At 38.7% G+C, this 13,530-nt stretch carries 14 protein-coding genes and 1 tRNA gene; 9 read left to right on the forward strand and 6 right to left on the reverse strand.

Annotation, left to right across the window (positions count from 1 at the left end):
• Window positions 1-112 precede the first annotated feature (112 nt).
• Both hemW and PQG45_RS02740 read right to left on the reverse strand, forming a co-directional pair.
• On the reverse strand, window positions 113-1,252 hold the full coding sequence (gene hemW / locus PQG45_RS02735) for a radical SAM family heme chaperone HemW (protein WP_316070250.1): 1,140 nt from the start codon (window positions 1,250-1,252) through the stop codon (window positions 113-115).
• Window positions 1,242-2,471, reverse strand: a complete 1,230-nt coding sequence (locus PQG45_RS02740; protein WP_315576517.1) for a M16 family metallopeptidase — start codon at window positions 2,469-2,471, stop codon at window positions 1,242-1,244. The genes hemW and PQG45_RS02740 overlap by 11 nt, the downstream gene beginning before the upstream one ends.
• A 66-nt stretch (window positions 2,472-2,537) precedes the next feature.
• On the opposite strand from PQG45_RS02740, the gene PQG45_RS02745 reads away from it, so the two are divergent.
• Window positions 2,538-3,542: a glycosyltransferase family 9 protein gene (locus tag PQG45_RS02745; RefSeq protein WP_315576516.1), complete on the forward strand. Its 1,005-nt coding sequence runs from the start codon at window positions 2,538-2,540 to the stop codon at window positions 3,540-3,542.
• Here the strand turns inward: PQG45_RS02745 and PQG45_RS02750 are convergent.
• Genes PQG45_RS02750 through rfbC form a run of 3 tightly spaced genes read right to left on the reverse strand, consistent with a single transcriptional unit; the run spans window position 3,522 to window position 5,542 of the window.
• Complete coding sequence (locus tag PQG45_RS02750; RefSeq protein ID WP_315576515.1) at window positions 3,522-4,439, reverse strand: aspartate carbamoyltransferase catalytic subunit; 918 nt, start codon at window positions 4,437-4,439, stop codon at window positions 3,522-3,524. The two genes, PQG45_RS02745 and PQG45_RS02750, sit on opposite strands and share 21 nt — an antisense overlap.
• 4 nt (window positions 4,440-4,443) lie before the next feature.
• A complete protein-coding gene (pyrR, locus tag PQG45_RS02755) occupies window positions 4,444-4,980 on the reverse strand; it encodes a bifunctional pyr operon transcriptional regulator/uracil phosphoribosyltransferase PyrR (RefSeq protein WP_315576513.1) in 537 nt (178 codons plus the stop codon).
• Window positions 4,981-4,999: 19 nt separating this feature from the next.
• The gene (gene rfbC, locus PQG45_RS02760; RefSeq protein ID WP_315576512.1) at window positions 5,000-5,542 is read right to left on the reverse strand and encodes a dTDP-4-dehydrorhamnose 3,5-epimerase; all 543 of its coding nucleotides are present in this window, start codon (window positions 5,540-5,542) and stop codon (window positions 5,000-5,002) included.
• A gap of 102 nt (window positions 5,543-5,644) precedes the next feature.
• On the opposite strand from rfbC, the gene pyrF reads away from it, so the two are divergent.
• Complete coding sequence (gene pyrF / locus PQG45_RS02765; protein WP_315576510.1) at window positions 5,645-6,472, forward strand: orotidine-5'-phosphate decarboxylase; 828 nt, start codon at window positions 5,645-5,647, stop codon at window positions 6,470-6,472.
• Between the two features lies 1 nt (window position 6,473).
• Window positions 6,474-6,881 carry a DUF2721 domain-containing protein gene (locus tag PQG45_RS02770; protein WP_315576508.1) on the forward strand — a complete coding sequence of 136 codons (408 nt, stop codon included), beginning with the start codon at window positions 6,474-6,476 and terminating at the stop codon, window positions 6,879-6,881.
• Window positions 6,882-7,060: 179 nt separating this feature from the next.
• Here the strand turns inward: PQG45_RS02770 and glgB are convergent, their stop codons facing one another.
• The gene (gene glgB, locus PQG45_RS02775) at window positions 7,061-8,959 is read right to left on the reverse strand and encodes a 1,4-alpha-glucan branching protein GlgB (protein WP_316070251.1); all 1,899 of its coding nucleotides are present in this window, start codon (window positions 8,957-8,959) and stop codon (window positions 7,061-7,063) included.
• A 127-nt stretch (window positions 8,960-9,086) separates the two neighbouring features.
• Between glgB and PQG45_RS02780 the strand changes: the two genes are divergently transcribed.
• From PQG45_RS02780 to PQG45_RS02805, 6 genes are all read left to right on the forward strand, one after another.
• A tRNA-Glu gene (locus PQG45_RS02780) sits at window positions 9,087-9,158 on the forward strand.
• A gap of 250 nt (window positions 9,159-9,408) precedes the next feature.
• Window positions 9,409-10,317: a hypothetical protein gene (locus PQG45_RS02785; RefSeq protein ID WP_316070252.1), complete on the forward strand. Its 909-nt coding sequence runs from the start codon at window positions 9,409-9,411 to the stop codon at window positions 10,315-10,317.
• Window positions 10,265-10,939: a hypothetical protein gene (locus PQG45_RS02790; RefSeq protein WP_316070253.1), complete on the forward strand. Its 675-nt coding sequence runs from the start codon at window positions 10,265-10,267 to the stop codon at window positions 10,937-10,939. The genes PQG45_RS02785 and PQG45_RS02790 overlap by 53 nt, the downstream gene beginning before the upstream one ends.
• 123 nt (window positions 10,940-11,062) lie before the next feature.
• Complete coding sequence (locus PQG45_RS02795; protein WP_316070254.1) at window positions 11,063-11,701, forward strand: hypothetical protein; 639 nt, start codon at window positions 11,063-11,065, stop codon at window positions 11,699-11,701.
• A 122-nt stretch (window positions 11,702-11,823) separates the two neighbouring features.
• Window positions 11,824-12,462, forward strand: a complete 639-nt coding sequence (locus tag PQG45_RS02800; RefSeq protein WP_315576498.1) for a hypothetical protein — start codon at window positions 11,824-11,826, stop codon at window positions 12,460-12,462.
• A gap of 133 nt (window positions 12,463-12,595) precedes the next feature.
• Window positions 12,596-12,871: a hypothetical protein gene (locus PQG45_RS02805; protein ID WP_316070255.1), complete on the forward strand. Its 276-nt coding sequence runs from the start codon at window positions 12,596-12,598 to the stop codon at window positions 12,869-12,871.
• The last annotated feature ends 659 nt before the right edge of the window (window positions 12,872-13,530 follow it).

Here is a 13,530-nt window from a genome sequence, read left to right on the forward strand (position 1 = left end):
AAGTCAGGGGTTAACATTTGTAATATAAGCTCAAGCTTTAGTCGGAGGAATCGACGAATTACATTCGTCTCAAACTTTGGCAATCCTGAAAGGTTTGCCAAAGAGGACATCGCTACAATACAAAGATTTCCGCCGACAAGCCATCTGCAATTAATTTACCTTTACCCACAAGCTTTAGCTGATTATTCGAAATTTCAGCATATCCCGATGTCACCCAAGACGCAATCTCATCCTCAGGAAAAGGAACACGAATGGTAGCAAATCGTTCCTTTAAATAGTTCAAATCAATTCCCCAATGTGTGCGTAATTGCGTCATGATGTACTCGTTAATCTGATTCTCCGGACTTAATTGCTCAATTTCGGCTGGCATTATGTCCTGCGAAATTTGCTTCACGTAGGTAGCATTATTGGCTACATTCCATTGCCTTGTTGTTTGATTAAAGCTATGCGCCGCTGGACCTATACCCAAATAAGATTCCTGCTTCCAGTAACTCGAATTATGCTGTGATTCATGGCCCGCTTTGGCGAAATTAGAGGTTTCGTAGGCCGTAAAACCCTGATTCTCTAAATATTGGTGTGTGTATTCGAAACAGGCCGACATATTTTCTTCCGGCGTTTCCTGCATGAGACCTTTTTTTAATTGGTGGCCAAAAACAGTTTTTGGTTCAATGGTTAAACTGTAGGCCGATATATGTTGGACGCCAGTCTCGACCGCTGCTGCGAGGTCTTCCTCCAACATTGCCATACTATTCGATGGAATCCCATAGATCAAATCGATGCTGATGTTGCTTAATCCAATCGCTTGCGCATCCTGAATGGATCTTCGAGCTTGTACGACATCATGATTCCGATTCATAAATGTCAAATTAGCGGCATGAAATGATTGAATTCCGATACTTAAACGGTTCACCCCTAATTCCTTTAAGACCAAAAGGTATTCGGGTGTTAAATCTTCGGGGTTGGCCTCTAGCGTGATTTCTGCTCCTGGTAAAATGTCAAAATATTGATGAATGGCCTCGAAAATGGACGATAATTCGCTTGGGCTTAAGGTAGAAGGTGTTCCACCTCCAAAATATACCGTTGATAAATCTCGAGTGCCTAGGTAATCCTTCTGAAGTTCAATCTCTTTGATCAATGCATGGACTAATTCCGATTTTCCCGCTAAACGCGTAGAAAAATGGAAATCACAATAGTGACAAGCTTGATGACAAAATGGGATATGCAGGTAGAGATGCACCGAATTAAGGTTCAAATATCAAGTAACTCAATTGCTCGGATTGCAACATTTCTTGGGCTAATCGCTGCAATTGCTCAGATGACACGAAGTCGATTTGCTCAAAGATCTCTTCAATGGTTTCGATTTTCTCGCGGTCTAAAAGACTTTTGGCCATCATCAACATGAAATTCAAATTGCTTTCCTCCGCCATGGCCATTTGTCCCTTTAATTGTGATTTAATTTTCAACAATTGTGCCGGGCTTAAACTACGATCCTTTAATTTGTCGAATTCCTTGTGAATCAACTTGATTGATTTATTAACCTGGTTCGATTCCGTTCCAAAATAAATTGCCCAAAATCCTGAGTCAACATAGGAGGTAAAATTTGCTTCAATCGAATAGACCAATCCTCTTTTTTCACGAATTGACACGTTCAAAAGCGAATTCATGGAAGGCCCCCCCAATAAATTGATCAACATGAAAAATGCTAAACGATCTGGATGCTTGATGGCATAGGATTGGCTGCCTAAAGCCACATGTGATTGATTTAGTCCTCGTTTCGTGATTCGCTCTGATGGAAACATGCTCGGAGGTGCGATGCGTTTGACCTGATTCCGTTTGACAGGTATTTGTCCCACATGTTTTTCGGCCCATCTAAATACTTTGTCGTGGCTATGTTTTCCGATCGAGGAGATGACAATCCGACTCGTATCCAAATTACGCGCGATAAATGCGTCTAAGTCATTCTTTTTGAATGAATTAACTGTTTCATTCGTACCTAAAATATTGACACCCAAGGAATGATTTGGGAATAATAATTCATCAAAATCGTCTTGAATGGCGTCTTCGGGTGCCTCGTAATACATGGACATTTCCTCCAAAATTACACTGCGCTCTTTCTCTATTTCCTTGGATGGGAAGGTCGAGTTAAACGTGATATCCGTGATTAATTCCAATGCCCGTTCAAAATAAGGACTTAGTACGGAAGCATGGAAGCAGATTTTTTCTTTTGTCGTATAGGCATTCAATTCACCGCCGATAACCTCCAAGCGATTGATGATCTGCATATTGTTTTTCTTTTGGGTGCCTTTAAAGGCTAAATGCTCCCAAAAATGCGCTAATCCTTGTTCATTGTCCAACTCGTCCCGACTACCTATGTCCAACATAATACCCAAATGTGATATTTCGGTATGCTGGACTTGTCGGTGAACAATCGTTATCCCATTGTTCAAAGTTGTTAACTGAATTGAATTCATAAATAATCGTTGCGCAAAAGATTTCAAAATTAACTAATTTTATGTCGAATCACGCATAAATTTTTCATGTCATCTGCCAACAAAGTACTTATTATTCAAACCGCATTTCTGGGAGATGCCATTCTAATTAGTTCTTTGTTGGAGAAAATTCGACTCGAATCTCCCGAAACATCCATTCATTTATTGGTCCGCAAGGGGAATGAATCCATTTTTCAAGCCTATCCGCACGCTAATCTTGCGCAGGTTTGGGCTTACGATAAAAAACAGAAATGGGCCTCTTGGCGATCATTACAAAAGGATTTGAGGGCAGAAAAGTTTGATCAGGTTTTTGTGGCCCAACGATTCTTTGGGATGGGTTTATTGAGCTTGTCTATTGGTGCGAAAAAGGTGATTGGATTTGATAAGAATCCCTTGTCCTGGTTCTTTACGGAACGAGTAACGCATGATTGGGGAAATGGAAAACATGAGACAGAACGCAATACAGCATTATTAAGCTCTTGGTTGGGATCTAAAGTTTATAAGCCCTTTTTGTCTCTCGCAGGTGACAATGTGGTGCCTGTTGAGAATTATATCTGCATTTCACCCGGATCCGTTTGGGAAACGAAACGGACACCTGTTCGAGTTTGGATTGATTTTATTAAGCTTTTGCCCGCATCGCAGCCTGTGGTTTTAATGGGTGCCCCGAATGAAGTTCATTTAGCTGAGGAAATCGAAAAGGCATGTCCGCAAAATACGATTGTCAATGAGGCTGGGAAACATGGATTAGTCGATGCGATTCGCATTTATCAACATAGTATGATGTCCTATGTGAATGACTCTGGGCCCATGCACATTTGTTCGGCGGTAGATACGCCTACGGTTGCTGTATTTTGTTCGACAATACCTGCCTTTGGTTTTGGTCCTTTGGCTTCTTGGAATCGGATTGTTGAGGTGAAAAATCTAGCATGCAGGCCATGTGGGGATCATGGTAAAATATCCTGTCCATTGGGACATTATGCCTGTGGAAATCAAATCACGGGAAATCAATTATTCAAATTTTACGAGGAGCTTTTAGCCGCGCGAAGCAAGTAAATACAGCACAGCCATACGAACAGCTACGCCATTTTCAACTTGATCGAGAATGATCGAATGGGGTGAATCTGCCGCATCTGAACTTAATTCAACACCCCGGTTGATGGGGCCCGGGTGCATCAAGACGATTTCTTTGGGTAATTCTTCCAACATCTGGCGCGTGATTCCAAAGAATTGGGAGTATTCTCGTAAGCTTGGGAAGTATTTGATTTGTTGGCGTTCCAACTGAATTCTCAATACATTCGCAGCATCACACCATTGTAAGGTACTTTTTACATCATGCGATACTTCAACGCCTAAAGATTGTATGTGTTTAGGAATCAGGGTGCTAGGTCCACAAAGGCGAACATTTGCACCTTGTTTTTTCAAGGCATAGATATTCGAAAGTGCCACGCGTGAATGGAGGATGTCCCCGATAATCGCGATGTTTTTTCCTGATAAATCCCCTAATTTTTCCTGCAAGGAATAGGTATCTAATAAAGCTTGAGTTGGGTGTTCGTGCGTTCCATCACCAGCGTTCACGATATTCGCTTTGATGTGCTTCGCTAAATAATGCGGAGCTCCTGGACTAGCATGTCGCATGACAATCATGTCCACTTTCATCGCGAGGATATTATTTACCGTATCTAAAAGTGTTTCTCCTTTTTTAACGGAACTACCTGAGGCAGAAAAGTTGATGGTATCGGCAGATAATCGCTTTTCGGCTAATTCAAATGATAAACGGGTACGGGTAGAGTTTTCAAAAAATACATTGGCAATCGTGACATCACGCAAGGAAGGAACCTTTTTAATCGGGCGGTTGAGAACTTCTTTGAATTCTTTAGCCGTTTTAACGATTAGGTGAATAGATTCTTCATCTAAATCTTTGATTCCTAATAAGTGTGGCGATTTCAACATATTGTTATTGGGTGATTAACCAAATTTTATCTGCTTCGTGACCTTGTTCTTTCCATTCAACGAGTACTTTTTCGGTAGGCAGTGTATTGACACTTTTACCTACGTAGTCTGCGTTAATCGGAAGATCTCGGTTATATATACGGTCAATTAAGACACATAATTCTACTTTTGCGGGTCTACCAAAGGAGTTCATCGCGTCTAAGGCAGCACGGACCATGCGGCCTGTTGCCAACACATCATCCACGAGGATAACGCGTTTGTTCTCAATTAAAAAGGAAATATCCGTTGAATTGGGTGCGATGGTATCTCGGCGACGATAATCGTCTCGGAAGAAGGTGGCATCTAAACGGCCTACTGGAAAAGAGGTGTTTAATTGTTTGCCTAATTCTGCGGCAATGCGTTCTGCGAAATAGATTCCGCGGGGCTGCAAGCCTAAAATAACTGTTTCCGTACCTTGAATTTGATTTTCAATGAGCTCTTGGCATAACCTTGAGATGGTTATTTCCAATAATGGGCTTGATAAAATCAGCTTGCGAGTCATTGTTACAAAGGTATAAAAATTACTTAAATATTGTTTCGTTTGGATCAAATAGGGGTAAGATTTGGTCTTTATCTGATACAACGGGGTTTTCTACGCCCCATGAAATGTTTAAGGTAGGATCGTTCCAGCGGATACCAGATTCTGCTTCTTTGTTCCAGAAATCGGTGCATTTGTACACAAAAATGGCATCAGTTAAGGCAACAAAGCCATGTGCAAAACCCACGGGAACGTATAGCATATTGCCTATTTCTGCGTCTAGGATGTAGGTGCCATGTTGGCCGAAGGTAGGCGAACTCTTACGCAAATCGACAACAACATCCATCACTTTACCTGTCATGCAGCGAACTAATTTTCCTTGGCCGTGCGGTTCTTTTTGGAAGTGAAGTCCACGAATAACCCCTGCTGTTGAAAAGGAATAATTGTCTTGCACGAAATTTTCTGTAATCCCATTCGCCGCAAAACGCGTTTGGTTATATGATTCGTAGAAATGACCGCGGTCATCATGAAATTTAGTGGGGATATATTCAATAATTCCGGATAGATCGTGCTGGATAAATTGCATAGAATTTAAATTCCTTTGTTTGATATTGCCTAGGAAAGGCCTTAATTTGTGCCAAAATTATCGATATTTAGGCATTAATACAAAGCCTTTTCCCAAAAGCCCATGAATTCAACCGAATTAGTTAAGCAGATAGAAAATAAGCGCTCATTTTTATGTGTGGGCTTAGATACGGATCCTAAATTAATCCCTTCTATGTTTAAAAAAGAAGTGGACCCCGTTTTTGCTTTTAACAAAGCGGTGATTGACGCAACAGCGGATTTTGCAGTGGCTTACAAGCCGAATATTGCTTTTTACGAAGCTTTTGGTCCAAAAGGCTGGGAGAGTTTGCAAAAGACGATGGACTATATTCCCAAGGACATATTTACCATTGCGGATGCGAAAAGAGGGGATATAGGGAATACGGCTTTCATGTATGCGCAGACGTTCTTTGATCCTTCTTGTGCGGGATTTAATTTTGACTCGGTTACGGTAGCTCCCTATATGGGGCATGATTCTGTGGAACCTTTTCTGCGTTTTGAAGATAAATGGGTTATACTACTGGCGCTTACCTCGAATTCAGGTAGCCATGACTTTCAAATGACAAAATCGGAAGATTACATTCCCATGTACGAGCGCGTCATGCGTTTAGCGCAAACCTGGGGTTCTCCGGAAGAAATGATGTTTGTGATCGGTGCGACACGCACTGACTTCTTGCAGAAAGCAAGAGAAATTGCGCCAGATAACTTCTTTTTGGTTCCGGGTGTGGGAGCCCAAGGAGGAAGTTTAGAAGACGTTTCCAAGTACGCCATGAACTCTAGGGTAGGCTTATTGGTCAATTCTTCCCGCGGAATTATTTATGCGGGTGATAATCCTGCTGTGGATGCGAAACGCGAAGCAAAGAAGGTTCAAGAAGAAATGGCTATGTATTTAGACGAGTATTATATCAAATAAGATGGAATTAGGCATAGGTACACCGGCATTACTTTTTTCAACGGTTTCTTTGTTGATGATTGCTTTTACGAATCGATTCATGTCGATGGCCTCGTTGATTCGTGGACTGCACGAGAAGTTCCAACAGAATCCCGATGATTCGATTTTGAAACAAATTGAAAACTTGCGATTGCGTATGAAACTGATTCAGAACATGCAGATCATTGCAATCTTGAGTCTAATTCTGAGTGTTATTTGCATGTTTTTTATCTTTTTTGAGATGCAGATGGTTGCACGCTGGTTTTTTGGCATCGCCTTATTGGGAATGAGCGTAGCATTGATGCTGAGTGCTTGGGAGATTACGATTTCGACCAAAGCGCTGGAGGTAGAGCTCTCCGACATGGAGGATATCTTGGCCAAAAAACATTAATTATTCGAATAGTATAAATTTTCCCGCTAATATTTCAAAAATTGAAATATAGTAGTATTTTTGTGTACAATATTGATTTAAAAGGGCTTACAATAAGCTTGATTATACAAATACTACTTAGGCGGATTGAATAAAGGCTCGGAATTTTTCTGAGTCTTTATTGTTTCCGCCTTTTTGTATTAAGCCTTTAAAATCAAACAAGATAAGGGAGGAAGGTTGATCGAAATCGAGAATGCTTTGCCTTGCCAGCCATATTCTTCGGTCATCACGGCACCTTTGGTAGGGTAGTCGGAACCGCCAAATTCACCCTTATCCGAATTAAATAATACCTTCCAAACGCCTGGCAACGGAACGCCGATGCGGTAATCTTCGCGTGGGGCCGGAGTTAAGTTGAGAATGACGATTAATTGTTCTTTATTGCTTTCCCCTTTACGTAAGAAGCTAATCACGGAATTGCCTTGATCATTGGATTCTAACCATTCGAAGGTTTCGTGTGAAAACTGTTTCTTGTAGAGTGCAGGTTCTTCTTTATAGAGCTGATTTAACGCCTTTATCGTTTCTTGAATCCCTTTGTGCGGTGCATATGCTGTTAAATGCCAATCGAGGCTCACGCTATGATTCCATTCTTCCCGTTGGCCAAATTCACCCCCTTGAAAGAGTAATTTAGTCCCTGGGTGGGTAAATTGTTCGGCAAATAATAAGCGCAGATTAGCAAATTGCTGCCATTCGTCACCGGGCATTTTATTTAATAAGGATTGCTTGCCATATACGACTTCATCGTGCGATAAAGGCAAACAGAAGTTCTCCGTGAAAGCGTAGATTAGCGAAAACGTAAGTTCATTCAGGTGATGCTGGCGATGGATCGGGTCTTTTTGGAAGAAACGAAGCGTATCATTCATCCAACCCATCATCCATTTTTGGCCAAAGCCTAAGCCGCCCATGAAGACGGGTTTCGTTACCCCATTGAATGAGGTAGATTCTTCTGCAATAATTTGAATATCAGGAAATTCACCATACATGTGTACGTTGAGATCTTGTAAGAAAGATATCGTGTCGAGGTTATGATTTCCGCCAAATTCGTTTGGAATCCATTCGCCGTCGTTACGTGAATAATCTAAGTAAAGCATGGAAGCCACGGCATCTACGCGTAATCCGTCGATGTGGTAGCGCTCCAACCAGAAAGCGGCGTTTGATAGTAAGAAGCTGCGTACTTCCGTTCTACCGTAATCGAAAATGTATGATTTCCAGTCGGGGTGATACCCTTTCCTTGGATCTGGATGTTCGTAAATAGGTGTACCGTCAAAATCTTTCAGACCGTGCGCATCACCGGGAAAGTGGGAGGGAACCCAGTCTAAGATAACGCCAATACCTTCTTGGTGAAAACGTTCTACGAGGCGCATAAAGCCTTGTGGATCACCAAAGCGGGAGGAAGGGGCGAAATAACCCGTGATTTGATATCCCCAAGACGGTGCATAGGGATGTTCCATGACCGGCATGAATTCCACATGGGTGAAATTCATTTCTTTGACATAGGAAACAAGTTTATCTGCGAAATCGTCGTAGGTCAAGTATTGATCATCGAGTGTTTTTTGCCAAGAACCTAAGTGGACCTCATAGACCGACATGGGAGCGTCCAGGGCATTATTGGCTTTACGGTTTTCCATCCAAGGCGCATCGTTCCATTCTTTGTAGGTAGACCAAACGATACTTGCCGTTTTAGGAGGTATCTCGCAAAAAAGACCCATGGGATCTAATTTTTCCAAATATTCGCCTGATTTGGCTTGGATGCCGTATTTGTAGGTTTCACCGTTGCGAATGCCGGGAATGAACCCTTCCCAGATTCCTGAGGCATCCCAGCGTTTCATTAACGGGTGTGAGAATTTATCCCAAAAATTAAAATTTCCGATGACGTGAACAGCTTCGGCATTGGGAGCCCAAACAGCAAAGAACGTTCCGATTTCACCTTCGTGTTCGATTTCGAAGGCGCCTAATTTTTCATAAAGGCGTGTGTGTTTGCCATTTAAGAAAAGCGCTATGTCAAAATCGGACAGCTTGGAATAGGGTTTTACATTTGCCATAAGGGGTTCAGTTTCAATGATAAGGCTAAAATAGCGAAAATAAATTAGAAAAAAATAAGCTTTTTTTGAACTAGGGGTTTGGAATTAAAAGGGAAAATCCTACCTTTGTGCCACCAAAATAAATAATGGTCCGTTCGTCTAGGGGTTAGGACACGTCCCTTTCACGGATGAAACACGGGTTCGATTCCCGTACGGACTACTTCGGTAGGCAAAAAACCACTCAGGCGAGTGGTTTTTTTGTTTTTAGGCCCTTCCATTTTATCAGTTAACTGATAATTTTATTTCATTAATTCTTTCCTTTCGGCCTTTTATTCGCTTCTGTGGTGTTTTTTTTGTTTGGGTTTTAGTTATTCGATTTTGGAATAGCTTGGTTTGATTTTTGTTTTTAGGTTTAGGCCATCGAATTAGATGTAAATGTCTGATTTCGAATAACCTAACCCTAATGAATCATGAAGTGGATAAGCAATTATGCCTGCTTTGTCTTATGTAGCTTGACATTAGCTGCCTGCTATCAAACAGAAAAAACGAAAGAAATTGAAAATATTTACCGTGATATATCGCTCTCCGATAAGACCCAATTCAAGAAAGGTATTGGGTTGATAAATACCAATCATGTAAAAAACTTAGAAGCTGAAATGCTGGATGAAGTATTTTGCTATTCGCCTAGACTGGGTGGTGGAGCCTATTTTTTCATTCCAACCGCACGTATGCAGAATTTTGGCTATGTGGATCTACAGCCTTCCGATGTCGTCGGAGGGGGAGGAGGAGGTTCTCCTGCCGACTTGTTAATGGCACAATTATCCGGACCCGTTCCCATGGTGACGATTAAAGATGTGCATAATCCCTGTTTAAGAGCTACCTTGGAGATGGTTTTACACAACACGGATATTTTGAATGAGATGTCTCAGATGTTGCATAATTTTGGATTTAGTACGAAAATTAAACTCATTTTTGAGGAATCAAGTGAGCTTTCATCAAAACGATTAGGTGAGTTTAGGAATAATCATAATAATAATTCGTATAGAATTTTATTGGATGTTACTAATTTACCACATTATTCAAAGGAAGTTATTGTCTCTTCGATCTACCATGAAGTACTTCATGCACAATTAGAATTTTTATTTAAGGAAACAGAATCCCAAGATCATGAACGGATGGCGACAGAATATTTGGAGAGAGCGGTTAATTCACTGCTAAAGCAATTCTCTAATATGAATAAAGATACTGCAAAAGCCTTAGTTTTTTCGGGTTTAAAAAACACCAAAATCTATCAAAATTTAAACCAGGAAACTAAAAATCAGATGTATGAAATTGAGTCAAATTTTAAAAATAGAAATTATGGAACCTACTGTGATTAAACGAATATTAATTGGGATAATTATTTACTTAATGACATTTGCTAGCTTGTATGGTCAAACGACCAGTGAAAGTAACAAAATGTCTCAGAGGACTTTTGCCCAGAAAAATAAATTAGATCCATTCTATTATTTTGGTAATAAAATAAAAAAAAGCAAAACTCATTGTTACGAGATTTTGGAAAATGATTTGGTAGCTGATGTTCCTGTACCTGCCGATGTATTGTGTCGAAACAATTACGGTATTTTTGCTTTTAAAATTAATAGTAGAGGTAAAATTGAAAAACTAGCATATGAAGGTGATCTTGACAGCAGTATTGTTCGGAAAATCAAATTGAATATTCGTAAAACAGAAGGTAATTACACAAGGCCTTCAAAATCAAATCAAGAATCATTTCATTGGTTTGTTTTGCCTTTTATATCTAATGGCTATCATTTAGGTTCTTTTTCTTGTGCAAATTCAATAAAGTTGGAAATTGAATTCAATTTAGAATCTAAGCGAGCAAGATCATACCTAAACATCATTGAATTTTTACCTGACTTTCCTTCATTAACAGTTTTGCACAATATGGATCATTTAAATGAAATGATTAAAACAGGTTTGCTGAAGGGTGAGCGACTATAATTTAATGTCTAATTATTCCAACAATTTTTAATTAGAAATAAAATAAGAATCGTTATAAATGGGATTTTTTTAGCGAGTTATTGATATTATGATTTATGAATTTGTATTCTAAATAATGAAACAATGGAGCCAAGGGAATTCTTTAAAATTATAATCTTCTTATTCTCGTTTTTGCCGAATTTGAACGGTCAAAAGCTGGAATATAATAGTGAAAAAGGCTTGCAAGCTTTTAAGTTTAATGATCAGAATCGAACGGCTCCTTTTAGTTATGTAGGCAAGCGCAATTCCGAATATGAAACGCATGGATTCGAAACGCTCGAATACGATTTGGCTGAAAACGTACCTATTCCTGACGATATTTTATGTCGAAGAAATATTGGAATATTTGTTTTTAAAGTAAACAATAAGAGCGAAATAGAAGAATTAATCTACAATGGCGATTTAGATACCTTGGTGGAGCAAAAAATCAAACAAAATATCCGGGAAACCACTCATATGTACAATTTACCAAGTAGTCAAACATCTGATCAATTTCATTGGTTTGTTTTCCCTTTTTCCTCTGACGGAGGAATGTTAGATTACACTAGTTGTTCCAATGCCGAAAAACTCAAAATTGAGCTTCATTATGATTTTAAATTATATTTTTTAACTCAAAATTTACGTAAAATATTACCGGAGTTTAAATCCCTGACCATCTTACAAGTCATGGGACATTTTTCCGAAATGTCTAAAAAAGGCATGTTGAAGTACGATAAAATGTGATGAAATGCTTTTTATTTTCGATTGACTTAAACTTGAACGTATTTTTTTTAAGTAATGTGTTTATGTGAAAAGGTATCGATTGGAATGATGTTTTATGAATTTTTAATCTAAATAATGAAACAATGGAGCCAAGGGAATTCTTTAAAATTATCATTTTCTTATTCTCGTTTTTGCCGAATTTGAACGGTCAAAAGCTGGAATATAATAGTGTAAAAGGCTTGCAAACTTTTAAGTTTAATGATCAGAATCGAACGGCTCCTTTTAGTTATGTAGGCAAGCGCAATTCCGAATATGAAACGCATGGATTCGAAACGCTCGAGTATGATTTGGCTGAAAACGTACCGATTCCTGACGATATTTTATGTAGAAAAAATATGGCAATATTCGTTTTTAAAGTTAACCACAAGAGCGAAATAGAAGAATTAATCTATAATGGCGATTTGGATACCTTAGTGGAGCAAAAGATCAAACAAAATATCCGAGAAACCACTCATATGTACAATTTACCAAGTAGTCAAACTTCTGAGCAATTTCATTGGTTTATCTTTCCCTTTTTTTCAGATGGGGGAATGTTGGATTATCAATCATGTCCTAATGCTGAAAAACTCAAAATTGAGTCTCATCATGAATTCGAATTGTATTTATTAACTCAAAATTTACGTAAAATATTACCGGAGTTTAAATCCCTGACCATCCTACAAGTGATGGGGCATTTTTCCGAAATGTCTAAAAAAGGCATGTTGAAGTACGATAAAATGTGATAATATGGATGATATTTTCCTTCGATTTAAACCGGTATCAATTTCTGATTCGTAAGTAACAGGATTAGGTGGATAGGTTTTGAAAGAAATTAAGTTTTGATCAAGTAATCAATCTGATTTTAAAACGGAAATTATGGAACCTGCTGCGATTAAACGAATATTAATTGGGACAATTATTTACTTAATGGCATTTGATAGCTTGTATGGCCAAACGACAAGTGTAAGTAACAAAATGTTTCAGAGAACTTTTGCCCAGAAAAATATATTAGATCCATTTTATTACTTGGGTGACAAGATTAAAAAAAGAAATACTCATTGTTACGTTATACTTGAAAACGACTTGGTCAAAAATGTTCCAATACCAGAAGGTGTTTATTGTAAAAACAATTTTGGGTTATTTGCCTATTGAGTTAACTCAAAAGGAATAATTGACCATATCGAGTATTTTGGTGATTTAGATATAATGATTGTTCAATAGATAAAATATAATATTGCCCTAACGCATGGATTGTATACGTTGCCTTCGCCCAAATCTAAAAATGTATTTCATTGGTTTCTGTTGCCTTTTTTTTCTAATGGAAAGCAATGGGATTTTTATGAATGTCAAGATGAAGAAAAGTTGAAATCTGAATTTCAGGCTAAATTTAAGCAACATAAAATCTACTTAAATTTATTAAAGATGTTGCCCCAGTTTTCAGGTATAACAATTTTGCATGATATGGATCACCTGCCAGAATTAATTACTGAGGGAAGGGTGAAGTATTAATTGAAAAATTTATCTAATAGCTAAAAATGGATCCTATTGTTATTTAACTAATATCACTTGTTAAATTGTTTGGCCTCCTGCCTTTGTGTGTTTTATTTGGACAATCTATCAGTGAAAGTATCAAATTGTTACAGAGGAGGGATATAAAGGATCTATTTTATTTATTGGTAGCAAAAATTTACAAGGGTAGTCAAACTATTATGAAACTTTGGAGCGTGTGTATTAGTACTTATTTTGCTAAGTTGATTATCCACCGAGAGTAACAAAAAAAGGAAAGGCCTCATCGGCCTTTCCTTTTTAAC

Source organism: Aquirufa regiilacus, from assembly GCF_032470275.1.
Classification (GTDB): domain Bacteria; phylum Bacteroidota; class Bacteroidia; order Cytophagales; family Spirosomataceae; genus Aquirufa; species Aquirufa regiilacus.

Excerpts from the sequence above, each read along its gene's own strand:
- PQG45_RS02805 (WP_316070255.1), top strand. The coding sequence starts at position 12,596 with ATGGAACCTGCTGCGATTAAACGAATATTAATTGGGACAATTATTTAC.
- PQG45_RS02785 (WP_316070252.1), top strand. The coding sequence starts at position 9,409 with ATGAAGTGGATAAGCAATTATGCCTGCTTTGTCTTATGTAGCTTGACA.
- PQG45_RS02800 (WP_315576498.1), top strand. The coding sequence starts at position 11,824 with ATGGAGCCAAGGGAATTCTTTAAAATTATCATTTTCTTATTCTCGTTT.
- PQG45_RS02790 (WP_316070253.1), top strand. The coding sequence starts at position 10,265 with ATGAAATTGAGTCAAATTTTAAAAATAGAAATTATGGAACCTACTGTG.
- PQG45_RS02770 (WP_315576508.1), top strand. The coding sequence starts at position 6,474 with ATGGAATTAGGCATAGGTACACCGGCATTACTTTTTTCAACGGTTTCT.
- pyrF (WP_315576510.1), top strand. The coding sequence starts at position 5,645 with ATGAATTCAACCGAATTAGTTAAGCAGATAGAAAATAAGCGCTCATTT.
- PQG45_RS02740 (WP_315576517.1), bottom strand. The coding sequence starts at position 2,471 with ATGAATTCAATTCAGTTAACAACTTTGAACAATGGGATAACGATTGTT.
- rfbC (WP_315576512.1), bottom strand. The coding sequence starts at position 5,542 with ATGCAATTTATCCAGCACGATCTATCCGGAATTATTGAATATATCCCC.
- PQG45_RS02795 (WP_316070254.1), top strand. The coding sequence starts at position 11,063 with ATGGAGCCAAGGGAATTCTTTAAAATTATAATCTTCTTATTCTCGTTT.
- glgB (WP_316070251.1), bottom strand. The coding sequence starts at position 8,959 with ATGGCAAATGTAAAACCCTATTCCAAGCTGTCCGATTTTGACATAGCG.
- PQG45_RS02745 (WP_315576516.1), top strand. The coding sequence starts at position 2,538 with ATGTCATCTGCCAACAAAGTACTTATTATTCAAACCGCATTTCTGGGA.
- PQG45_RS02750 (WP_315576515.1), bottom strand. The coding sequence starts at position 4,439 with ATGTTGAAATCGCCACACTTATTAGGAATCAAAGATTTAGATGAAGAA.
- pyrR (WP_315576513.1), bottom strand. The coding sequence starts at position 4,980 with ATGACTCGCAAGCTGATTTTATCAAGCCCATTATTGGAAATAACCATC.